We start from the raw sequence: 23,125 nt of genomic DNA on the forward strand, positions 1-23,125 counted from the left end.
CAAAAGCACACTGTAATTATTTCCCGGGTGATGTAAACCAAAGAAACCCCGATACCGTTTCCGTATCGAGGCATGGCAGCCTCTTCAGGAGCAATGCCCTCTTCTCATGTGCAGGCCGTGCGAGTTTGGTTTTATTTATCTTAGGCGGTTGCGCTGGTAAGATCAATAAACCGTTTTCAACTTCCTGCATTGTTTTCGCCAAAACAGCCGCTTGCCAACACGATTAACGCTGCTTTCTTTACAATCGGCCATAGGATTAAAAAGCACCATATCCAAAAGCACGCAGCCGGCTTTAGATATAGTGCACGCTTATTGTATTGTTCGTGCGACAAGGATTTCATCTATGCAATCGGGCAGGCAAGCCCGAGCGATCACTCCATTTAGTATGGTGGATTATACCCCATTTGCCAATGCTCTATTTTGACTAAATGTTACGCTTCAAAATAGTGCTCAAAACAAAATAACGCTTGGGATTCAAATCCCAAGCGTTACATTACTTTTTTTATAATTTTATTTTACCGAAATTTTTTCAAGTGGCTGTGCATTTCCATAAACCGGGCGATTGCGGTCTACCGGCTGTGCCCATTTCACGGCATTCGTAATGACGCGTTGAATGTCTTTGTTATGGTACGTTGGATAAGTTTCATGTCCCGGTCTAAAGTAAAATACTTTGCCGTTTCCACGTGTAAACGTACAGCCGCTGCGGAACACTTCTCCGCCTTCAAACCAGCTTGTAAAAATAAGCTCGTCTGGAGCAGGAATGTCAAAATGCTCGCCGTACATTTCTTCTTTTTCCAGCTCGATATACTCCCCAAGGCCTGCAGCAATCGGATGGCTTGGCGCTACAACCCAAAGGCGTTCCTTCTCATCCGCTTCACGCCATTTCAAGTCACAGCTTGTACCCATCAATACTTTAAAAATCTTGGAGAAATGACCGGAGTGAAGAACAATCAAGCCCATTCCATCCAGCACGCGCTGCTGTACTTTTTGAACGATTTCGTCCTTTACATCTCCATGCGCAAGATGTCCCCACCAAATGAGTACATCTGTATTGTTTAATACCTCATCCGTTAATCCATGCTCTGGCTCATCTAGTGTAGCCGTTCCCGCATCGTAGCCAGCTTCAGTTAAAAATCCTGCAATCGCACCGTGAATACCTTGAGGATAAATTCCAGCTACAACCGGATTTAATTGCTCATGACGATTTTCATTCCATACCGTTACCTTTGCCATTATATGAACACTCCTTATTCATTCAGTTAATCTCAGTATAAAAAATTCGCGCCGTTTACGTAATACTTAAACATGCTGATTTTATATTCAAAAGTGTCTTCCTTTTTCAAATGAGCTGAAAAGACAGCTAATAATGACGCGTTTATTGATTCAACATTTCCAAAAGTGGTATACTTCAAAATGGAGGTCATGCCCATGCCTATCATAAAAACCTCCATTGATACGCATTCCGAAGCGATCAATGAAGAAGTCATTTATCAAAATCCGCTATTGTTTCTTAAAATTTGGGAGATTTACTCCGAAGCTGACTATTTCAGCACGCTTGAGAAACATCCATGGCACTATCATAAAGAAGTAGAATTCCTCGCTATTATTGAAGGTCACTTAGGTGTGCAAAGCAAGCACGGCTATGCCGTCCTCGGACCAGGCGATGTTATGGTGCTAGGCGCCTCCCAGCCACATCGCTCCCACAAACCACTTTCGGAAGTACAGCACTATGTTGTATTTCAGATAGATTTGGGCAAACATTTTGACCAGAGTACGATGCCTTATTTGAATTGCTTCTCCGAGCTGACAGAGCCGCTAGATAAGCTTAATTATATTTTTGACATGAACGAAACAGCCAAGCAAGAAACCCATGCCTTCATTTTGGAAATATTCAAAGAGTCGCAAACGAGGATGAGAGGCTACGAGATTGCTATCAGCTCAATTATAAAGCGATTGCTGCTTCTGCTGCTTAGAAGCGACAGCCGAAACCTGCTGAACGATACAGAGGAAATTGAACTAAATCGATTACGACCCGTTCTCGATTATGTGGACACCCATTTAAGCAGCAAGCTGTCCGTAGAGGATGCTAGTTCTTTGCTTAATTTGAGCTACCACTACTTCATTAAATATTTCAAAAAAACGATGGGCGTCTCTTTCGTTGAATACGTCAACTATAAACGAATTAAACGATCCGAGCTGCTGCTGCTGACGAGTGAGCTAAGCATCATGGATGTCAGCTACGAGGTCGGCATTACGAACATGGCCCAGTTCTATAAGCTCTTTAAACGGCAAAATCAGTGCTCACCACGAGAATACAAGCTGCGCATGCGCAGCGAATCCAGAGTTGCGATGGAAGGCATGAAGTAAGTTAAAATACAAAACGACCGCTCTCCCGTAAAAAACGAGAAGCGGTCGCTGTATGTTTTATATTATGCTTTTCTTTGAGAAAACGGTAGGTGACATTTCCTCTCCTGCCAGCTTATTTCCCCGCGTGACATGTACCTCTTTATCGAGAATAACGTGATCAAGGCTAGAATCCTCATCAATCACACATTTCTGCATCACGATACTATTTCGAACAACGGCCCCTTTCCCGATTCGAACGCCTCGGAATAAGATACTATTTTCCACAGTTCCCTCAATAATACAACCGTTAGCCACCTGTGAATTTTTAACGATGGCACTACTCGCGTATCTTGCAGGCGGTTCATCCTTGATTTTGGTGTAAATAACACCCGGCTCGTAAAATAGAGATTTCCATACCTCAGGATTCAACAGCTCTTTGCTGTGCTTAAAATAATTTTGAACGGAATTAATGACGGCCAAATATCCTTTATATTCGTAGCCATACACTTTTAACTCGTTCAGATTTCGAATAATGACATGCCGGACAAGGTCATAGTAGTTTTGATTCACACTTTTTTTGACCAGATTAATAAGCAGCTCTTTCTTAATGATGATCATCCGCATATAGGCTTTGTTGCTTTCCTTGTTCTGGCGATTTTCTGTCATACGTACGACTCGCCCATCCCGAGCCAAGTCAAGCGTAATGAGGTTAGAGAAATCGTCACGATCAACGTCCATTTCCTTGTAGATGACAGTAATATCTGCATTTGTGCGCTTATGATTTTCTACAGCTTCCGTATAGTTGATATTGCAAATCATATGACTGCTTGAAACGATGACGTACTCCTCCGTGCTGCGGGCAAAATATTCGAGAGAACCGTAAAAATTTTGCAAATCGCCGTTAAAGCCGGGAACATTGCTATTGTTAGGGGGCAAAATAAACAATCCTCGGTATTTCCGATCCAAATCCCACTCTTTCCCAGAACCCAAATGGTCAATGATGGAACGATAATTGTTATGAGCGAGTACTGCCACATTGTTAATTCCGGAATTCACCATATTGGATAATACAAAATCAATCAATCGATATCTGCCGCCGAAAGGTACCGTCGCTGTCGCTCTTGAGTAGGTCAGTTCATGCAAGAGCGGCTGATTAATGCTGAGATTGATGACGCCTAGAACATTATTCATCGCATTCACTCCTATATCAATTGAGAAGAAATGACCATGTTTTCACCGATTAGAGTGATTTCAGCCGCATCACCCGCGCTGCCTACAATCGCGCCATCTTGAATGACAGTGCCCGAGCCGATGATCGCTTTATGAATCGTGACATTGTTCCCAATCTTTGCGTCCGGCATAATAACCGAGTCTTTGATGAGGCTGCCTTCACCAACATGAACACCGTAAAAGAGTACGGAATGATCCACTTCCCCAAAAACCATACATCCTTCATTCACTAAGGAGCCTGTCACTTTGCCGGTAGATGCGATATGATGAGGAGGCTTGTTAGGGTTTTTAGCGTAAATTCGCCACTTCGCATCATGAAGCGTAAACGGTGGATTTTCAAGAAGAAGGTCCATATGTGCTTCCCACAGGCTTTCAACGGTTCCAACATCCTTCCAATAGCCGCTAAAACGATAGGCAAAAATAGAATGGCTGCTGTAGAGCATCGATGGAATAATGTCTTTGCCAAAGTCATTGCTTGATTCAGGGTCCTGCGCATCTGCAATTAATTTCTTTTTTAATACATCCCAAGTAAAAATATATATGCCCATGGAGGCGAGATTATTTTTGGGCAGCTTCGGCTTTTCCTCAAATTCAATAATTCGGTCTTCATGATCCACATCCATAATGCCGAATCGGCTTGCTTCATGTAATGGGACTTCAATTACGGCGATCGTAGCATCCGCTTTCCTTGCCTTGTGCTGCTCGAGCATGAGGGAGTAATCCATTTTGTATACGTGATCACCGGAAAKAACTAAAACATATTCAGGATCATATTGTTCGAGATAATGAATATTTTGATAGATCGCATGCGCCGTCCCTTTATACCAGCTCCCGCCTCGTTGCTCCATAAATGGAGGAAGCACGGTAACCCCGCCATTTTTTCGATCCAAATCCCATGAGCTGCCTATTCCTATGTAAGCGTTCAGTACCATCGGTTGATACTGAGTCAGTACCCCAACCGTATGAATACCTGAGTTGCTGCAATTGCTTAACGTGAAATCGATGATCCGATATTTGCCGCCGAAAGGCACAGCTGGCTTTGCTAGCTTAGACGTGAGATGGCTTAATCTTTTTCCTTCACCGCCTGCAAGCAGCATCGCTACACATTCTTTTTTTTGCATTCGGCTCACTCCCCATCGTAAAAAAATTAGATACTCCAAAATGTTGTTTGAATTTTCTGATAATTATAAACACACCTCCTCCTTACTATATGTATTCAAAAATTTATTTAAAATGTAAGCGTATACAATGTTGTAAAAATTATATTACCTCCTCGTTAGAAGGAAGTCAACAGCAGTTAATTATTATTTTAAATGACTTATTTTTGCAATTTTCGCAGTGTTTAAGTGCGTAAAATATGCTCCTGTTAATGTTGTCAGATTCACTCACAAAGCCACCTATATTAGCGAAAATAGCTCATCTTTTATCACGAATTTAGTAATGATTTGTCTATATCCCCAAAAAAACAGCTCGTTCCTTAGTTAAGGACGCGCTGTTTTTTGGGTAGGCATAGCTTTTGAATAAAAAAGATCAAGGATTAAAAAGGCCTTCAGGCAGCTTGGCCTCCCAGCTTCTTGCATTGAGCCCTAGTGCGTGGAGAACAACTGCCGCCGTATCTGTAATCATTAGCTCACCTTGAAGCGTGGCATTATGTTTAATTCCAGGGCCAGTGCAGCCCCAGAAGATCGTTTTGTCCAGTGGGTGATCGCTGCCATGCTGATAAGCCTGCTCTCCGCCGCCCCCATGATCGGAAACGACAATAATCAAGCTGTCTTTCAGAAGTCCCGTCTCTTCAATGGCTTGTAATATGATTCCTGTACTTTCATCCGTCTCTTCTATGGCAAGCAGCTGTTCAGGTGTATTGAATCCATGCTGGTGCCCCGCTCCATCGGGTAAGTCTAAGCCGATAAACATCAGCAACACATCGGGATTCCCCTTAATATATTCAGCAGCCGCAAGCGAAAGCTCACGGTCATTCATCGATACTTTATGCACACCAATCGTCGATTCGATAATGCCATCGTTAATTGGATTCCAGACGCTGAACGCCGCCATTTTGGCATCTGGCATGTTATCCCGAACGATTCGAAAAATGGAAGGATATTGCGATTGCTCGGGAAACGTATGTTCACTGGCGATATCATTCGTAAGACCATGTTTTTCAGGACCTACTCCGTGAAGAAGCGATCCCCAGCATTGCGCACTAATCGTTGGTGAGACCGTTTGAGCGTCAAATGTGAACGTACCTGTACGAATTAATCGATCCAAATTAGGTGTATGCGCATCTTTCACAAAATTCCCTGCTCCATCCCAACCTATAATGAACACCCGTGCTATTTTCTCCATTCATCATTTCTCCTCTTCTATATGAAATAAGTGCTACCCCAATCCGACTCATGATTTCCATGTTTATCATACTCACCTACCTTTACAAAGTCAACATAAAAACAACTAATAACAACTAAAAACACATTTTTAGTTTTTGCTTTATTATTTTTTGAATATTTTGTTGTTTTCTATTATAAGGACTTTGCTTCGGTTCACTTAAAAGCTGTTATACATATAATGGTGGAGGCCAAGGAAATGGATGAAATAAAAGGAGGCTAATGATCAACATGACCGAAGAACCAAAGACGCCATTTGACTATAAGACGTATTGGGACAACAATTACTCCCAAGGCGGCACATCAGGCAGCGGCTCTTACGGTGTGCTGGCGGACTTTAAAGCGGAGGTAATTAATTCTTTTATAAGCGAACATGGGATTCAAAAGGTAATCGAATTCGGATGCGGGGATGGAAACCAAATATCATTAATGAGCTATGAACAGTATTTAGGTTTGGACGTAGCCAATTCCTCCATCGATATTTGCGCGCAAAGATTTGCCGGTGATCGCTCCAAAAGCTTTCTCTCCTACAACCCTCGACACTTCGTTAACCATGGTTATCTAACATGCGAGCTCGTCGTTTGTTTAGACGTTCTTTACCATATTACGGATGACCATGATTTCAACAAAACGTTGAACGACATTTTCTCATGCGAGGCGGAGTATGTCATTTTATATACACGAATTACAAGCGCCGACGAGCCAAACGTCGTGCCGACGATTCGAGATCGGGATATTTTAAATCATTTGAAAGCCTATAGCAACTACAAAGTTGAGCGTATTATCGAACAAAAACATAAGCATTTATCATCTGCGAGCTTCATCATATTGCAAAGAGAAAAGTGATTGATGATGACCATAAATACAAAAAGGAGTGCCCTACAAGTCATTACTTCTGACCTGTAGGACACTCCTTTTATTTATCTTTGTGCATAATGCGGTTCTCAGTCATCCCAGCATTCCACGTCTTCCAAACCTTTGACGCTGCTCTTAACAAATTGTGGATCACGCCCTGCCTTCTTCTGCTGCATATAGTTCCGCAGCACATCAAAGGCGATTCGTGATAAAAGAGTAATGGCGATGAGATTGACCACCACCATCAGTCCCATGAACAAATCTGCTAAATCCCAGACAAGCTGCACTTTGGCAACCGACCCGAAAATGACCATCGCCAGCACACAAATACGGTATAGCCATAACCAGACTTTACTAGTGTTGAGAAACTCAATATTCGTTTCCCCATAATAATAATTGCCCATCAATGTGCTGAACGCGAACAGAAAAACCATGATGGCTAGGAATCCCGATGCCCATGAACCCATATGTACGCTCAGAGCTGCTTGCGTGAGTTCAATTCCGCCTAGTCCCTGCTGTTCATATACGCCTGACAGCAAAATAATAAATGCTGTACTCGTACAAATGACTAAGGTGTCAAACAGAACACCAAGCGCTTGGATCAAGCCTTGCTTCGCCGGATGGCTGGTCGTTGCGGTAGCTGCAGCATTGGGTGCACTGCCCATCCCTGCTTCGTTAGAAAATAAACCGCGTTTTACGCCATGCATAAGCGCTGCGCCAAGTGAGCCGCCGGCTACTTGTTCTATTCCGAACGCATTTTTTACAATTAAAGCAAGCACTGCCGGCATATCTGTAATATTTATCACAACAATCGTAAGAGCTACCCCAATATACAAAACCGCCAGCACAACCACAATATATTCGGATAGCTTGGCGATCCGCTTAACACCGCCAATAATGATAACAGCAAATATCGCTGTCATAATCAATCCCACTGCCAGTCGATTGGTGCCAAAAGAGTTCTCAAAAGCAATCGTAATCGTGTTCGACTGCACAGCATTAAATACGAGCCCGAAGGACAACGTAATTAAGATCGCAAATAAGGCGCCCATCCACCGCTTCTTTAAACCCGCTTGCATATAATAAGCTGGGCCTCCGCGGAAGCTCTCTCCGTCCTTAATCTTGTAAACCTGAGCAAGCGTACTTTCTACGAAGCTTGAGGCTGAACCAATAATCGCGATGATCCACATCCAGAACACAGCCCCTGGTCCACCTAACGCGATCGCGATAGCGATTCCGGTAATATTCCCTGTTCCTACACGAGCTGCCATACTAATGCAAAACGCCTGAAATGGTGAAATGCTGCCGCGCGGACCGCTTGTGGACTCAAACAGCAGACGGAACATTTCCTTTAACATACGCAATTGCAGTACATTTGACCGCAGGGTGAAGTAAAGGCCAATTGCAATAAGCATAACAATCAACAGCTTCGACCATAAAAAATCATTCACAATACCAATTAAATCTTGAATCATTTGCTCCATTTGTTTCCCTCTCGATGTCGTTCTAAGAATCCATTCATAGTTATACTTCCCAAGGCAAGGAATTAATAACAATATAATTTCATCTATTGATGTGATTGCTCGAATACTCATTTGTGTAGGAATATGTAATCTTTTGCTACCATCAATCTAATATTCGGAAGAAACTATGATAGCACAAACGTTATGTTTTTCAAAATACACATATTGGTTTCTGCTCATCCTGTTGTTTATTTTCGATAAGAACAACTGTATAATTATTTTCTTTAAACTTTATATGTACAAATTCAAGGAGGCAAATCATGAGTGAAATTGCTAAAACGCCACAACCGCCTTATTATGCTGTCATATTTACATCAGAACGAACAGCAATTGAGAACCAATACAAGGAAATGGCGGATGAAATGGTGAAGCTTGCTTCCGTTCAACCGGGGTATCTTGGTGTAGAAAGTGCGAGAGAAGGACTAGGCATTACCGTGTCTTATTGGGAATCCCTTGAAGCGATACAAAAATGGAAACAAAATGAACGGCATTTGGTCGCACAACAACAAGGAATAGCGGAATGGTATAGCAGTTACAAAACAAGAGTTTGCAAGGTCGAACGGGATTATGGTTTYGAAAAAAACTAAACAAATAAGCATGGCGCCGCATCATAAAATACATCGTACGACTACGCAAAAAAGCTGACTTCGGGCTATCCCAAAATCAGCTTTTTCGGCAATCGACTACGTAGAACTCGGGGGTGATGATGTTCCCGAAGAATGATGAAGATATGCGATTGCTTCCGTTCGGCTCGAAACCTTCAGTTTTTTATAAATCGCACTCAAATAATTTTTTACTGTACCCGTCGTTAAAAACAATTCAGAAGCGATAGCTTGATTCGACTTCCCTTGTTTCAATTGCATTACAATATTTCGTTCCTGTGCGGACAAACCATTCAGCATGTCATCAGTCTGCTCGATTGAATAAGGCTCGGAAATTTGTTTGGGTGATCCTTGTTCATGCTGTTCTGGAAAGTTAAGAGCCTGTACAAGACGTTTCTGAATACGACTGGGATAATTGATTCTCCCCTCTAAACAATCCTGAATCGTAGAGAGAAGCTTCTTAGTCTCAACCCCTTTAACTAAAAAGCCGTTAGCTCCATGCCGTATCGCTTCCCATATGTATTCTTCATCCTCGAATGTTGTAAGAACGAGCACTTTGGTATCCGGAAATTCCGTTTTGATTCGTTTTGTAGCTTCCAAACCATCTAACTTCGGCATATGGATGTCCATCAAAACCAGCTCAGGACGGTGCAATCGTACTTGCGCTATCGTTGCCAACCCATCACCCGTTGTAGCTGCAACTAAATATTCTTCCTCCATACTTAAAATAGCTGCCAAACCATCGCGAATTAAGGGCTGATCGTCTGCTATCACAATCGTTCTTTTAGACAATTTGCTCCCTCCGCTCTATCGTTTTCGTCTGAATAGGTATGCTTATGTCTAGTGCTACACCATCGGCAGCACGCTCGTTCAAAATCGTTAGTTCTCCGCCAATTTCCTTCACTCGCTCATTCATCGCTTTCAAACCAAAACCATGAACAAATTGCGATGGAACTTTTCCGTTATTGGATAAAATAAACCGGATCTGCCCATCACGATGAGTTAGCGAAAACTCAAAATGGGTACTGCAACCATGCCGAATACCATTAGTAAGGCCTTCTTGCAATGCCCGATAAATCGTTATTTCGACTATTGGCAGCAGTTCAGGCAATGCGGCATCAATCTCGCATGTAATTTCCACCTGAGTTTGTCTCTTCGTTTCATCGATCAGCTTAATAAGCTCAGGTATAAAAGGTTGATCTAGAACATTTTCATGCAGCAGCTGTACTGAGCTTCGCACATCATCCAAACCATTATGAATATATTCTTTCGTTCTATTGATCATATCTTTTGCAATCGCATAATTGTTTTTCTCAATCGCATGTACTGCTGTTTGCAGGCCGGCTAACGCTGATGTTAACGTATGTCCAACGGAATCATGAATTTCACGGGATATTCTAGTCCGCTCTTGTAATTGTGTTTTCTTTGCTAACTCAATGGATGCGATTCGCAGCTGTTCATTGTCTTTGGCCAGCTGATTCTTTTGCTGAAAAGCAATTTTTGCAAGGAGGCTTATCCCAAAAATTGCAAAGTAGTCGATGATTCGAGGCAACATATAAGCTATTTCTTTAAAGGGCGGGAATTGGCGATAAACCAAAAGTCCTAGTACAAAACTAGCATAGCTCAACGTAGTAAAGATAATGGACAGTTTTCTGCTGTGATAAAAGCTAAATTCTCCAACGAGAATTAAAATATAAATTTGTGCAAAAAAGCTGTCCGACCCTATTGATATAACAGATGCCAAGATTAATTGAATAGATAAGCTCAATATGCCTATCCATCCTTCTAGGTTAATCTTTAGGATGTAATTTCGAATGAAGACGATTGCTATATACGTACATACCAGCAATAAAAGCAAAGCAGATAGCTTGCTCGTATGAAACAATAAGCAAATCGTCGCTCCTATTACAATGATGAACAAGATGTGAGTCATTTTGTTATTTAATTGTACATCCATAGTAATGCCCCCGAGTGGGATGATAGATTTACCATTTATTTTATCATAAACATGACTTAAGTCATATGTTCGAGGTAAAAGCAGTCGAAAAATGACGAAAAAGCGATTTTCTAATGATCTTCTTCATCTAGAATAAGCCTTTCGTATTATCTATAATGAGAAAAGTTGGATAAACAATTAGGATTAGCAATGTTTTTTTCTGCAGGTGAGAGTAAAAAAGTTCAAGGGAGACTTGTAGAAATGCTTGTGATAGTATGGAACGCAATCGGTTGTTTGCTTCTCATTTTAAGTGTGTTTTTCTCAATCCGCTTAATACTAGAAGGTAAGTATAAACAGTGAAACTCTCCTATGAAATTAAGAAACCGTCACATGAAGCGATATTTAATAATAATTACGATATAGAAAATGAAGATGTTAACGATTTTCTAATTCGAAGATTAGATTTTGTTATGCAAAGTTTTGCAACTCGTTATCGCCTTACACAGCGCGAATCAGAAATTCTCATCCTTTCCGTTGTATATGGTTTTACTAATCGCGAGATCTCCGAAAAATGCGTGATCAGTGAAAAGACGGTCAAAAATCATCTATCAAATCTAATGAACAAAATTGGCGCTCGATCCATGCGTAAACTATTTTCACTGCTGCTCTTCCATGCCTTATCCTCTTAAAAGCAATCCTCCTGCCATACGGCAGCCATTTAACCAATCCACAACCAATAGCGAAAATGTAGATGCCCTAACAACATGAAAAACCTACCATAAAGGTAGGTTTCATGTTACTGGAACAAATGTAAAATAGCCTGTGGATTTTGATTAGCCTGAGCGAGCATAGCKTGTGCCGTTTGATTCAGAATACGCGATTTGGTTAAATCCATCATTTCTTTTGCCATATCAGCATCACGTATTCGTGATTCTGCTGCGGTTAAATTTTCGGCATAATTTCCTAAGTTGTTCGCTGTGTGTTCTAATCGATTTTGCAATGCTCCATAAATCGTTCTATAGTTTGTAACTCTTGTTATGGCATGATCTGCTTGAGCTAGCGATTCACTAGGTATGGCCGGCGGTAAAATAGACATATTGGCAATACCCAATCCTTCCAGCTTCACACTGAAAAGGGGAATAATTATCGATTGATTTTCGTTTGCCCCGATTTGAATATCAAGTCGAGGCGGAATATAGTCAACATCCTTTATGTCCGTAGTAACCGTTTCAATAATTGAATCAATTTGACTTGTCGTTTTATTCGTTACGAGGTAAACATCTTTCTTAAAATTAAAATGATTTAGCACAATGCCAAATTCTAAAACAGCGCCATCATCAAGATCCGTCGTTCCCCATGTCGGAGTGATGAAATTGGGACCTAAGTTATCCGATTGCAAAATATCGCTTCCCGTTGTTAATGTATTAGGCTTAACGTAGCTTCCGCCATTCAGGAATGAAAAATCGTAATTCACAAGATCATTTGATAGTTCAAACACAGTCCCTGAACTCGGTATTTCCGTTTGATTAGCAGTAACGCCTGTGGGAACTCCGCTGGAGGACGAAATATTATATGATCCGTCGTATTCCGGCTTAAAACCAGCACTAAATTTAATTTGTTTATCATCTATACCGGAATGATTTCTAATTTTAAACTCTGCTTTAAAAGCCGACCCGTCTGTCGACATAATCTTTTCAATTTCAATACCATCTTTTTCATAAACAGCTGTAATCGCACTCGAGGTTATAGCCGAGCTCGTTAAAGTAAAGTTATCAAGAGTATGAGAGATACCGTCTATTTCAACAGTTATGAACCGATCTTCAAATCCGCCAAAATCAGGGTACTGTCCGACTGTAGTTCCACTTGGAATAAGCTCAGTCTGAAAAAACACATTATTAATAGAGAAATGCTTAATATCAAGCTCTTTATATCTAGGATCGCTGACTAGTTCTCTTCCATAATAATAGGTACCTGTAGTTGTTGTCTCTGTATGGATATGTTCATTTTTTTCGTAATTGTTATACCCCTCACGTTCATCAGGTGAAGTAATGGGTGTGACTGAAGCGTTAAAATTGTTAACGTTACCGATCGTTGTATTCGTATTCGAAGATTGAGCGGTTACGGGAACCTCAGTCATACCAATTGGAAAAAAGGATGTTGTCCGTTCATTAATTATAGTCGTTGGAGGAAACGGTCCCGATGTATTTACTTTAATCGTATGACTTGAACGGTCGGCTAATATTTGAAAGTCATCACGTCCCAAAAGATTAATGGTATTGAATTCCGTTTGGGTAGCAATTCTATTTATTTCTTCTTTAAGCTGTTGAATTTCTTGGTCAATTTTCTGCTTGTCCTCAAACGTATTCGTATCATTCATGCCTTGAATAATCAATTCTCTTTGTCGTTGAATAATATCCGTTATTTCCTGGTATCCGCTTTCAGCAGTCTGAATAAGCGATATCCCATTTTGAACGTTTTTATGTGCTTGATCTAACCCTCTGATTTGAGCTCTCATCTTCTCTGAAATGGCTAGTCCTGCTGCATCATCAGCTGCACGATTAATGCGAAGACCCGAAGACAGCTTTTCCGATGCTTTAGATGTTTGGATATTATTTTTCTTTAAACTATTATGAGCGTTAATAGCAGATGGGTTATTATTAATTATCATTATGGCTTCTCCAGTTCGTTTATCAAGCGAAAGTTTAATTAGTTTACAGTTAAAACACAGACTTCGGAACTACTTATATCTACAATTCTAGACCAATGTACCCAAAACCTCCCAAACATTAAAATAAATTTCCTTAGGTGCTCATTTTTCTATAAACAAGCAAAAAACAAAAAAACGCTCGAAAATTCAAGCGTTTTACGATTATTTTATAGTGTACTTCAGCATAGTTGCTCTCGCGCGAAAGCATCACACCACTAAGCTCCTTCACTCATACGACTGCACAGGCTGGACTCCCTCATGACTTACCGTATCTATGACAGCTTGAAAAAGATTCGGCGGGTACTCCGCAATGCGATGGCACAAGTACAAATACCATTCATGTCCATAAGTAAGATAAATCCTGATCGGATATCCTGCTGCTTTCAGCTTGCTGCTCAAATCTGGACGAATGCCATACAGCATTTCAAACTCAGCATTAGAGCTTGATCCCACTCCTTGATTAAGAAGTTGTTCAATAATAGACTCATCATGGGTAGCGATCGATACACGATGTCCTTGGCGGAGCGCGCTCTCGACAAGTTCAACATAACGATCATTTAGCGCAGGAGTACGAGGTAACGAGTATTCACTGGATTCTTGATACGCGCCTTTGACGATGCGGATACGGCTAGGTGAGGATATAGCTGCCAAATCCTGCGGTGTTCTTTTCAAATGCGCCTGCAACGTAATGCCGACATTCGGATAAATAGAAGCTGCTCGCTCAAAAATAGACAGTATTCTGTCCGTCTTCGAGGACTCTTCCATACTAATGAATAGTTCAACACCAGCTTTCTGCGCCTGCTCAGCTAGATTCATAAGATTCGAATAAGCAAGCTCCTTATCCAGCGAGAGCCCGATATGTGATAGATCAAATGATACTCGTGCGGAAAGCTCATTTTGCCGAGCTTCATGGATGAGCGTCATCATTTCTGCAACTGCTGCCTCACATTCAGCGACATCAGCTRTATTCTCGCYGATATACTCGAGTGATACCGCGTATCCTTAGGAGGAAAGCTCGCTTGCTGCTTCAACTCCATCTTGCCTTGCTTCACCCGTTACATACCGAGCAGCTGCACGTCGCAGCATTTGGTTCAGCTCTGGCGTTTGCTCCACATATGACTTTAGGTCAGGACGACGAGCGATAGATTTGAGCGCTGCTGTAAATTGTTTTTCTAAGTCTGATCTGTAATGCATAATGGTTCAACCACTCCTTTATTCAAGTAAATCTAAGTTTACAAGCTAGGCAGGAAGCGGTATTGTATAAAATTGCTCCATTTCAAATAGACAAAGCATATTTTTGCGGCGTTGCCCCAACGATTTTGACAAATGCTTTCGAAAAGTGACTCTGATCATAAAAGCCCACTTCTGCTGCAATTTCGGATATTGGTCGCTGCTTGGTCAATTCCAGCTTTGCATGATTGATTCTCAGCAAAATCTGATAAGCGTGCGGAGGCAGATGGCTCCATTTCTTAAATAGACGAACAAGATGAAATCTGCTGATACCCGCTTCATTCTCCAGCTGTTCCAACGTAACATTTTCGTCATAATGCGCATGCAGATACTCTTTTATCAGTTTGACGTACTTTTGATCCTGTTTACGCTGTGATTCATGTTCAAGATCTTCCGTATTCTGACTAACGAGTGCTTGTACCAGCTCAATTAAAGCCGTTTCGATTTCAAGCGGAGTACCTTTGCTAATAAGTGCCTCCATCGTCCGGTTTATTTGCAATCGACAAACATTATTTTTACCCTCTTCCAGCAAGTACGGGATATCAAGCTGGCCAAGCTCTGTATGATTAAGGCCTTGAAACCATTCGGGCTTGATGAAAAGCATCTTGTACTGCCACTCCATATCATCAAGAGGATGACAAGCATGCATCATTTTCGGCGGAAAACTAATGACCCTTCCCGCTTCAACTTGAAGCAGCGTTCCATCGCACCATGCGCTCGTTTCACCCTCATCTATAAGTCCAATCGAATATTCCTCATGAAAATGCTTTTGATAAGCAAGATCGCTCCTCATACATCGTTTTGCTTCCAAAAAAGGCAGCGAATCCTCGCGGTAAAAGGTCACAGTTGACATGCTTGTGTCCTCCTCTTAGGCTTCAACTTAACTATTCCATAAGCTTTATTATATCATGATTATAGTGAACCAATGGACATCCATATACACAAAAAAACACGCCCGAATTGGCGTGTTCTTCTTAGTAGCGTATGATGGAGTTTCACAATTGAATTTTTCTTAGTCCAGCTTAATTCCAAAACCGCTTCCTAGGTTGTTCCCAGCAACTAGAAATGCTTTCGCACTGCGCTGTAAGCTTGTTTCCTCTTCATAACTGAATGGGTCTGCACTTAATCGGTTGAATATTCTTTGCTCTGCTTCCCTTGAAGCCTCATCGATATCATAGATGTAAAAATGCTTTTGAAACTGCAATATATTGGAGCCATGACTTAAAATCTTATTTAAATCCGGATAAAGCAGCCACGAATGACAAATGTACACTGGAGATATTCCTCTAAAAAAAACTCTGGCTAATTCAAAGGACTCTTCTACGCCCTGTTGAGAAAGAGGTTCGCCTTGTGGAATATGTACATTAAGCACAATTTGATTTTTAAATATTTTTTGTCCTTCTACCTCTAAATCACGATCTATAGCAAAAGGCTGAAATTGCAATCTGCCCAATCGGAATAAACGAAGCTGAACATGCTCCTGCAGCCAATTATATTCCTCGATTCCGTATTCATTAAAATCTCGCTTGCAGTTTAAACACCAGATCTGAATATCTGAGAAGGTATCATAATAATATTGATCACTAATCCCTCGTATCTGGTACTCCTCATACGCATCTACAGCAAATCTAACAAATAAATACAATAACAATTTCMGATAACCTTTTGTTTGCTTTACCTTTTCAAAAATTGAATATCGATCTGAAAGAAAATGTTGTTTATATTGACTATACTCCTCTTCCTTCATAGGATACGCATATACTTGCCGCCGAGCAGCCTCGTTAAGCCTAATCCCCTCACAAAACTTTGTTATGTCCAAGACAATTCCACCTCTTTTTTCATCAAATCAGGTAAAAGATTTATTTATAGTCAATCTCCCCTGATTATATTGAAAAAATTGTACTCCTTGAATATTTTTTCATCAAGAGTAAAGTTTTGATCTATTCAATTAATTTTCCTTTTATCTTGTCAACCCATTTGTCCCCTCTCAAAGTCTACCGCTGCCAATAGTTATCGTCAAAGAGAGAGGGTCTATCCCGAAAGTAGCTGTAGCTACCTTTAGAACAGACCCTTTTCGCTGATGTGTATATACAGCAAGTAGAACCAAATATACTTCACACTCAAGCTCACCAATCGCTTCTATCCTGCATATATGCAGGGTAGAGGCTTGTATGCGATGCGGATAGGCGTCTATGTTGCACACCATACAACATAGAGACCGATTAGTTAGCTAACCATTGAAGTTTTCAACATTTTATTGCAAATATACAGGATAGGTGAGGTATACACGCTTATAAGGAATAAGTTACTGCATATGTGCAGGATAACAAGGTAGTTAACCACATGCTGGCCTTAAACTACCTCAAGATAAAACCTCTTACCGTTAGGTTGTCTGCTCATCTTGCACAAAATTTAACACCCGGTCATCCATATGAAAATGCTTTTGATAGGCAAGATCGCTCCTCATACATCGCTTTGCTTCCAAAAAAGGCAGCGAATCCTCGCGGTAAAAGGTCACAGTTGACATGCTTGTGTCCTCCTCTTAGGCTTAAACTTAACTATTCCATAAGCTTTAGTATATCATGATTCTAGTGAACCCATGGACATCCTTATACACAAAAAACACGCCCGAATTGGCGTGTTCCATCTTTATATGTTCACCTCGAATACTTCCTTCGCAACTTGAATCGCCGACACAGCTCGCGGCCATCCAGCGTAAAACGCCAGATGGGTCAACGCTTCGATCAGTTCTTCTTCGGTCAGACCGTTCTCTTTTGCAAGGCGGAGATGATAAGAGAGCTGTTCTGTAAGTCCACCGGTGACTAGTGCTGATATCGTAAGGAGACTGCGTTCCCGAAGCGATAATTGTTCTCTTCTCCACACGTCACCGAAGAGTACTTCTTCCGAATATCGCACGAAAGTAGGTGCAATATCCCCAAACGATTCTCGGGCAGTTGATTTGATTTTTTGATGTTTCATTCTTATGCCTCCCCTTAGTTGTCTGGACGTTCGATCATTTGTGCTACGCCGTTACCGAATGACCAGTCCTCGAATTCCGTATCGACCAGTACGACGAAAACGTCTTCTTTCCTCATGTTAAGCGTATTTGATAATCGTTCGGCTAACTTTGCGTAAAAGCTTTTTTTCTGCTCGGTGCTTCTTCCGGATTTGAGCGTAATTTGAATATAGAGTAGCCCGTCACTTCGCTCTATATTTAAGTAATTCCGGCTAAAATAAAACTCGCTTTCTTTGTGTGAATGGAAAACTTGAAAGCAATCATTCTCCGGCACGTTAAAATGCTGAATTAGTGCATTCATAATCGCCTGGCTTATGATGGGTAGCTGTTCTTTCCCATATTGGTTTTCCATGTAACTTACTCTGATGAATGGCATTTTATATCACTCCTTCAATGGGATAACTTAATTTTACTCCCCGCTAATTTATTTGTATAATTGAATAAAATGATATTTTAATTCAATTATACCGATGGAGATATGTGCTATGGACTTAAAGGAACTAATTACGTTTCGAACCATTATTCAAGAAGGAAACTTCACCAAAGCGGCCGCAAAATTGAATTACGCGCAGTCTACGATTACTAATCAAGTCCAGCGGCTGGAGAAGGAATTGGGCATCCAGCTATTTAAGCGAGGATGGGATGCAGAGTTAACCGCTTCTGGACAAATTTTTGCCGTGGAAATTGACAAGCTCATTCAACACTGGAACCATGTAACTGAGCAAGCAAAAGCTTTGCAAAGAGAGGAGATTGGCTCCCTGCGCGTCGGAGGACTAGCATCGATATTCGAGCATGTGCTGCCAAGCTCACTGCGGCAATTCCAGGAACTTAAACCAAAAGTATCATGTCACTTTGTCAGCGGGAACACCGACTCCTTGTCACGAGCGGTACTCCAGAACCAACTGGACTTTGCCATATGCGGAGAGCCTGCCGATTTTTCTTCATTTAGTTTTGAGCCTCTATATAACGAGAATATTTCCTTCATTGTAGCGAACAACCATCCCTTGGCTGAAAGAAACGGAATAATATCCTTTGAAGAACTGCTTAACTATCAAATGATCGTTGGAGGAAATACCTGCTTGTATTATCTGCGGTTAGCTAAGCAATATTCCCATTACACCGAAACCCCTTTTCTATATACGGTGAATCAAATTTCGGCTATTCCTTCATTCGTTCAGAGAATACCTTCCGTTGGAGCCGTTCTAGATTCAACAGCGTTACCCACGAATGTTGTGAAAATTCACGTTGAACTGAAGAATTCAACCATTCCAGTCGGTTTGCTGCAATTACGTAACACGGAGTATAATTCATCATCCAAAAATCTTTTCATGCAATATGTAAAAGAGGAACTGCGGCGAAATGAAGTGTATTGAGCTTTCGTTTAGCACCAAAAATAAGGTCAACCAGAAGCTATGATGGCATCTTTCTCTTTTGGGTCTGTTGATGCTCACTTAAGCAAATGGCGGGCAAGTGAATTTTGACGTATAATCGAGGCGGGTTATGGAGCTAAACACACATAGGTTCTTACAGTGTGCGAAACTGCTAGGTTTGTGGTCTGTAAGCACATATATGCACTTATAGAGTTGCTGAAGCGTATGGTCATGGCGGGAAATGGAGCAATAAGCACACATAGGTTCTTACAATGTGCGAAACGGCTAGGTTTGTGGTCTGTAAGAACATATATGCGCTTACAGTGTTGCTGAGGCATATGGTCAAGGCTGGAAATGGAGCAATAAGCACGCATAGGTTCTTACAGCGTGTGAAACGGCTAGGTTTGTAGTCTGTAAGAACATATATGCGCTTATAGAGTTGCTGAGGCGTATGGTCGAGGCAGGAAATGGAGCAATAAACACACATAGGTTCTTACAGTGTGCAAAACGGCTAGGTTTGTTGGAGGGTGCCCCTGAAGCTTATTGCTTTTGGAACACCCTCTGATTTACTTCATCGCTAAACCCTAGGGTTAAAGCTAGATTTAGGTTGTCTGCTCATCTTGCACAAAATTCAACACCCGGTCATCCACCGCTGCGGATTCCCCTAGATCAGGCTGGTCGCTAAGCGTGATTACAGGCTCAGTCAAGAAACCATGCAGCTCAAAAAAAACAATTTCGTTGCGTCCCTTTCGCAGCAAAGGCCCTGGGATATAAAGCGCACGCTGAGGTCCAATCTCCCAGTACCGTCCCAGATTAAAGCCATTAATCCATGCTACGCCTTTATTCCAACCATCAAATCTTAAAAAAGTGTCCCCGATCGCTTCTACCTCAAAGGAACCTTTGTAAAATGCAGGAGTTTCTACATGTAATTCATGAGCATTCGTTCTCTCGTAGCGGACAGATGATAAAGAATCAGGACAAAGGGGAAGCGTCCGAATCGTCCAATTGTATAAAAATTGATTATCAAGGAGCACTCCTTCCGTAATCCCCTTCGGATCACGAAGTCGAGGACCGTAATTGATTCGCCCCATGTTCTCGACAAGAATATCGAGTCTTGCCCCATTTTCCGGAATGCTAATATCTAAGGGCTTAGGGTCCCAGCGCTCCACCACACCTAATAACTTGCCATCTAGAAATACTTGCGCTCGGTCACGAACCTCTTGAATATGCAGCTTCTGCCCAGATCGAGGTCCTTTTACCCATGTCGAATACAAAATAAAACCGTACGCCTGATCAAATTTCTCCATAGGCTGTATAATTGTCGATTTTACTGGCTCTGATAATTGGTCCAAATTATCAAGCAGTGTCGCGCTCTCTGACAGTGTCACTTTGCCATATGAATATTTAGGAATCGGCTGCGGCATCTCACAACCTGGCTCGATGCCGTGCTTAGCAAACACGCTGCGAACCGCCTCATACTTGCTCGTCACATCTCCCCACTCACTCAGCGGTGCATCATAATCATAGCTAGTTACCGTAGGCTCATACGTWTTAATATGATTGGCGCCATTGTAAAATCCGAAATTCGTTCCGCCATGAAACATATAAAGATTAACCGATGAACCACTCTCTAATATTTTATCCAATTCGTCAGCCACTTCAGCTGCATCACGAACATGGTGAGGCTCCATCCAATGATCGAACCATCCATTCCAAAACTCCATAACCATAAGCGGTTCTGTTTCTCTATACTCCCGATACTTTCCGAACGATTCCGCAACTCGCGATCCAAAATTCACTGTTGCATGAACATCCTCTATCGTGCCGCCGAGCAGCATCTCGTCAGTAGGTCCGTCAGAAGTGAAGAGCAGCACGTCTATCCCTCTTTGTACAAGCCCATCTCGAATATAGGTCAAATAGGAGGTATCATTGCCGTAGCTGCCATATTCATTTTCCACCTGCACCGCAAGAATCGGGCCACCCTGCGTAGAGAGCAGTGGAACAAGCTTAGGAATTAATACATCGTAATAAAGGTCTACCTTCGCCAAATAGGCACTATCCGAGCAGCGAAGCTGCATATCACTCTCTTTCAATAGCCATGCCGGCAATCCCCCAAATTCCCACTCCGCACAAATAAATGGGCTGGGACGAACAATCACGTGCAAGCCCAGTTGTCCCGCAAGCTCAATAAACTGGACGATGTCTGCCATTCCTTCAAATTGAAATTGACCCTCCTGCGGCTCATGCACATTCCAAGCAACATAAGTTTCTACTGTATTAAATCCACATGCCTGCAATTTCTGCAAACGATCCTTCCAATACTCTGGCACGACACGGAAATAGTGTACGGCACCCGACACTATACGGTAAGGCTCCCCATGCAAGTAATACTGCCCATCTCTAATCTCCAATTGACTCATGGTTTCCTCTCCCAACCTTAATAGTTTCCAATGCTAACATCGAATCTAATTACTATTAAACACGGCAAAACGTTTTATTATTGGCCGCTCTACCGACTCAAGTACAGTTAAACGTATTCTGTCCGTGGAAATTGGTTGGAAGAAATCTATTTTTTTGTGCCCAATTGCGCTCCCACGGATCATTTCTATCCATTCATTGCCGACTTGAACCTCTATCTTATAGTCCCGTACCCGTTCTCCATAAGCGATATCTTCCATAGTGATGATATGGTCGATGACAAGTTTCCGAGGCAGCACAAGTTCGATAACCTCTCCCTCGCCAAACAGCTCGGCAAGTGGATGATCAAACCTGCGACGAACCTCGTTTCCAAACGAAATAACCCGGTTCACATCTGCCTCTGGCATAAGTCCATGGTTATCTGGGGTTACATTCAAAAGCAGTGTTGCACCATGGCCAACCGACCGATAATAGATGTCCATTAATTGCTCCAAGGAAAGCAGCAGATGCTCCTCCTCAGGATGCCAGAACCATCGGTCCTTCCGAATAGGGACATCACATTCTGCCGGTACCCAGCGAGGTGTTTCAGGCAGCCATTTTAGATCTCCTTCACTAAACATGCTTACCCGAGCAGATTCAGCTGTATTCCAGCAAGGATAAGGGGCAAGGCCATCCTCATTCCCTACCCATCGGATCGTCGGTGCTCCCATATTAAACACCATGGCATCGGGCTGATGCTGCTTAATTAAGCTCATGATTCGTTTCCAGTCATACTCTCTTCCTTCTGAGCCCGCTCCATCGAACCAGATCTCAACGAGTGGACCATAACCCGTTAGCAATTCCTCCAGCTGACTAGCGTAGAAGAGATCATACGCTTCTGGATCGGAATAACATGGTTCATGTCTATCCCAAGGTGATAAATAAAGGCCAAAGCCAATTCCTTCTTCAAGGCAGGCATCTGCACAATCCCTTACGATATCGCCTTTGCCCTCTCTCCAAGGACTAGATGCAACCGAATAGTCTGTCGTTGCGGTCGGCCAAAGACAGAAGCCGTCATGATGTTTTGCCGTAAGGACGAAGTATCGGAAGCCTGCAGCCTTTGCCGTACGCACCCACTGGCGGGCATCAAGCTGGGCCGGATTAAATAGAGAAGGTGAGTCATTCCCATCGCCCCATTCCTGATCACAAAACGTATTCATTCCAAAGTGACAGAACATTCCGAGTTCAAGATCCTGCCAACGACGCTGCTGCTCGGTTGGCACTGATAATGATAATGATAAGTTAGCCATGCTGCATCTCCCTTTCCTTGCACTCTTAAGTTGCCATTGATCCGACACAAGAAAAAGGAGCTTTGCAGCAGCCATGTCTAGACTGCTCAAAGCTCCTCAATTTCGGTTTCAATTCACTTAACTTTATTTTGTTTCTTTCTCATCAATGATTCTCGTCGCTTCTTTTACCATCCATGCTTGTACATCGTCAATGGAATCGCTGCTAAGCATGAACTTGCT

20 protein-coding genes and 1 pseudogene are annotated in these 23,125 nt (G+C 42.1%); 5 read left to right on the top strand and 16 right to left on the bottom strand.

All coding sequences use genetic code 11. The features are described 5' to 3' along the window. Positions 1-510: 510 nt before the first annotated feature. Entirely contained in the window at positions 511-1,233 is a 723-nt protein-coding gene (locus AC1DSE_RS07000; protein ID WP_477509165.1) for a ThuA domain-containing protein, read from the bottom strand. 195 nt (positions 1,234-1,428) lie between these two features. Between AC1DSE_RS07000 and AC1DSE_RS07005 the strand changes: the two genes are divergently transcribed. Next, a complete protein-coding gene (locus AC1DSE_RS07005) occupies positions 1,429-2,367 on the top strand; it encodes an AraC family transcriptional regulator (RefSeq protein WP_477509166.1) in 939 nt (312 codons plus the stop codon). A 57-nt stretch (positions 2,368-2,424) separates the two neighbouring features. On the opposite strand, the gene glgD is transcribed toward AC1DSE_RS07005, so the two are convergent. From glgD to AC1DSE_RS07020, 3 genes are all read right to left on the bottom strand, one after another. Continuing rightward, positions 2,425-3,537, bottom strand: a complete 1,113-nt coding sequence (gene glgD, locus AC1DSE_RS07010) for a glucose-1-phosphate adenylyltransferase subunit GlgD (RefSeq protein WP_339208201.1) — start codon at positions 3,535-3,537, stop codon at positions 2,425-2,427. Positions 3,538-3,548: 11 nt separating this feature from the next. Next, the gene (locus tag AC1DSE_RS07015; RefSeq protein WP_477527531.1) at positions 3,549-4,697 is read right to left on the bottom strand and encodes a glucose-1-phosphate adenylyltransferase; all 1,149 of its coding nucleotides are present in this window, start codon (positions 4,695-4,697) and stop codon (positions 3,549-3,551) included. Between the two features lie 409 nt (positions 4,698-5,106). After that, positions 5,107-5,922 (bottom strand): alkaline phosphatase family protein, encoded by an 816-nt coding sequence (locus AC1DSE_RS07020; protein WP_477509168.1) that lies wholly within the window; start codon positions 5,920-5,922, stop codon positions 5,107-5,109. 269 nt (positions 5,923-6,191) lie between these two features. Here AC1DSE_RS07020 and AC1DSE_RS07025 point away from each other — a divergent pair, with 269 nt between their 5' ends. Continuing rightward, on the top strand, positions 6,192-6,806 hold the full coding sequence (locus AC1DSE_RS07025) for a methyltransferase domain-containing protein (protein ID WP_477509169.1): 615 nt from the start codon (positions 6,192-6,194) through the stop codon (positions 6,804-6,806). A gap of 98 nt (positions 6,807-6,904) precedes the next feature. Here AC1DSE_RS07025 and AC1DSE_RS07030 read toward each other — a convergent pair whose 3' ends face one another. Next, positions 6,905-8,299, bottom strand: a complete 1,395-nt coding sequence (locus tag AC1DSE_RS07030; RefSeq protein ID WP_477509170.1) for an alanine/glycine:cation symporter family protein — start codon at positions 8,297-8,299, stop codon at positions 6,905-6,907. Positions 8,300-8,598: 299 nt separating this feature from the next. Between AC1DSE_RS07030 and AC1DSE_RS07035 the strand changes: the two genes are divergently transcribed. Further along, on the top strand, positions 8,599-8,925 hold the full coding sequence (locus AC1DSE_RS07035; protein ID WP_339208191.1) for an antibiotic biosynthesis monooxygenase family protein: 327 nt from the start codon (positions 8,599-8,601) through the stop codon (positions 8,923-8,925). Positions 8,926-9,021: 96 nt separating this feature from the next. Here the strand turns inward: AC1DSE_RS07035 and AC1DSE_RS07040 are convergent, their stop codons facing one another. Next, positions 9,022-9,732 carry a response regulator transcription factor gene (locus AC1DSE_RS07040; RefSeq protein WP_477509171.1) on the bottom strand — a complete coding sequence of 237 codons (711 nt, stop codon included), beginning with the start codon at positions 9,730-9,732 and terminating at the stop codon, positions 9,022-9,024. Further along, complete coding sequence (locus AC1DSE_RS07045) at positions 9,725-10,897, bottom strand: sensor histidine kinase (protein ID WP_477509172.1); 1,173 nt, start codon at positions 10,895-10,897, stop codon at positions 9,725-9,727. Before AC1DSE_RS07045 ends, AC1DSE_RS07040 begins: the two co-directional genes overlap by 8 nt. 335 nt (positions 10,898-11,232) lie before the next feature. Between AC1DSE_RS07045 and AC1DSE_RS07050 the strand changes: the two genes are divergently transcribed. After that, a complete protein-coding gene (locus AC1DSE_RS07050) occupies positions 11,233-11,565 on the top strand; it encodes a response regulator transcription factor (protein ID WP_477509173.1) in 333 nt (110 codons plus the stop codon). A 107-nt stretch (positions 11,566-11,672) separates the two neighbouring features. On the opposite strand, the gene AC1DSE_RS07055 is transcribed toward AC1DSE_RS07050, so the two are convergent. The 7 genes and pseudogenes from AC1DSE_RS07055 to AC1DSE_RS07085 form a co-directional block, all read right to left on the bottom strand. Further along, on the bottom strand, positions 11,673-13,544 hold the full coding sequence (locus AC1DSE_RS07055) for a flagellin N-terminal helical domain-containing protein (protein WP_477527532.1): 1,872 nt from the start codon (positions 13,542-13,544) through the stop codon (positions 11,673-11,675). 264 nt (positions 13,545-13,808) lie between these two features. After that, positions 13,809-14,777, bottom strand: a pseudogene (locus tag AC1DSE_RS07060) (proline dehydrogenase family protein). Between the two features lie 82 nt (positions 14,778-14,859). Beyond that, entirely contained in the window at positions 14,860-15,666 is an 807-nt protein-coding gene (locus AC1DSE_RS07065; RefSeq protein ID WP_477509175.1) for a helix-turn-helix transcriptional regulator, read from the bottom strand. 159 nt (positions 15,667-15,825) lie between these two features. Then, complete coding sequence (locus AC1DSE_RS07070) at positions 15,826-16,632, bottom strand: acyltransferase domain-containing protein (RefSeq protein ID WP_477527533.1); 807 nt, start codon at positions 16,630-16,632, stop codon at positions 15,826-15,828. Between the two features lie 564 nt (positions 16,633-17,196). Then, a complete protein-coding gene (locus AC1DSE_RS07075; protein WP_477509177.1) occupies positions 17,197-17,340 on the bottom strand; it encodes a hypothetical protein in 144 nt (47 codons plus the stop codon). A gap of 122 nt (positions 17,341-17,462) precedes the next feature. After that, on the bottom strand, positions 17,463-17,792 hold the full coding sequence (locus tag AC1DSE_RS07080; protein WP_477509178.1) for a carboxymuconolactone decarboxylase family protein: 330 nt from the start codon (positions 17,790-17,792) through the stop codon (positions 17,463-17,465). Between the two features lie 14 nt (positions 17,793-17,806). Further along, entirely contained in the window at positions 17,807-18,205 is a 399-nt protein-coding gene (locus tag AC1DSE_RS07085) for a tautomerase family protein (RefSeq protein ID WP_477509179.1), read from the bottom strand. A 109-nt stretch (positions 18,206-18,314) separates the two neighbouring features. On the opposite strand from AC1DSE_RS07085, the gene AC1DSE_RS07090 reads away from it, so the two are divergent. Then, positions 18,315-19,202 (top strand): LysR family transcriptional regulator, encoded by an 888-nt coding sequence (locus tag AC1DSE_RS07090; RefSeq protein ID WP_477509180.1) that lies wholly within the window; start codon positions 18,315-18,317, stop codon positions 19,200-19,202. 599 nt (positions 19,203-19,801) lie between these two features. Here the strand turns inward: AC1DSE_RS07090 and AC1DSE_RS07095 are convergent. Both AC1DSE_RS07095 and AC1DSE_RS07100 read right to left on the bottom strand, forming a co-directional pair. Continuing rightward, on the bottom strand, positions 19,802-21,619 hold the full coding sequence (locus AC1DSE_RS07095; RefSeq protein WP_477527534.1) for a glycoside hydrolase family 35 protein: 1,818 nt from the start codon (positions 21,617-21,619) through the stop codon (positions 19,802-19,804). A 45-nt stretch (positions 21,620-21,664) separates the two neighbouring features. Further along, the gene (locus AC1DSE_RS07100; protein WP_477509182.1) at positions 21,665-22,906 is read right to left on the bottom strand and encodes an alpha-L-fucosidase; all 1,242 of its coding nucleotides are present in this window, start codon (positions 22,904-22,906) and stop codon (positions 21,665-21,667) included. Between the last annotated feature and the right edge of the window lie 219 nt (positions 22,907-23,125).

It is taken from the genome of Paenibacillus sp. 01L418 (genome assembly GCF_056400045.1).